The organism is Alcanivorax sp. HI0044 (genome assembly GCF_001634945.1).
In genome coordinates this window covers 1-787 of sequence record NZ_LWEZ01001050.1, presented here as the reverse complement: position 1 = coordinate 787, position 787 = coordinate 1, and the positions used below count along the sequence as shown (strand labels likewise).

The following is a 787-nucleotide window of genomic DNA, read 5'->3' as shown; positions in this document are numbered from 1 at the left end:
ATCACCGTCGCGGTCCGGATTATAGGGAGCACTGTCCTGTTCATTGAGCAGGCCATCGCCATCAATATCATCATCACTGCTGTCCGGCATGCCATCCTGATCGATATCACTTTCGGTTTCTGCCGGCTCGATAACCGTGGTGGTGTTCTCGGCAGTAGACGTATCCGCGTCCACGCCGGTATCTGCCGTTTCTTCAGCCACCACACTGGCTACCTGGGATACGGTCTTGTTGGAACCGGGGATAGTGAGTGAAGAAGGATCCTGGGTGACCTTTGCTGCCACATCCGCGATGTTGGCAAAGGTGGCAATGGCTTCACCCTCGCTCTGCCCATCCACCTGACCATCGTTGAGGTCTTCGGACAGGGCCGCGAACATGGAGTCCGCCGTTTCGGTGCTGTTCGGGTTCTCGGTCTTGGCAGCCTCCGCCATGTCGGCCATCAGCGCCGCCACTGCCTCCACCGCTGTGCGTAGTTTTACAACCTTCTCCTGGTCATCCTGATCGCTGGTAATCAGCGGCGGGGAAGACAGCAGGTCCACGCTGTCGTCCAGCAGGCCAAAGCCGAACTGGCTGCGCACCTTGCTTTTCGCCAGCTTCAGGGCGGCGGTCCATTCAGCGGCGCTCACCGTGCCATTGTCATCACCCGCGAAACCGCTGTCTGTGCTGTCCGCGTTGGCCAACGCCATCTTGACCACCAGGGTACTAAGCGGTGTGGGGTAGTTAGTCTTGCCCGCAGCCACGTCTTCTGCGGTTGTCACAGACAATAATCGCGTAATGACAGGCTCCGCC

1 pseudogene is annotated in these 787 nt (G+C 59.0%); it reads right to left on the bottom strand.

The features are described 5' to 3' along the window. A pseudogene (locus A3730_RS12225) lies at nucleotides 1-756 on the bottom strand (hypothetical protein); the annotation flags it as partial. Nucleotides 757-787 lie beyond the last annotated feature (31 nt).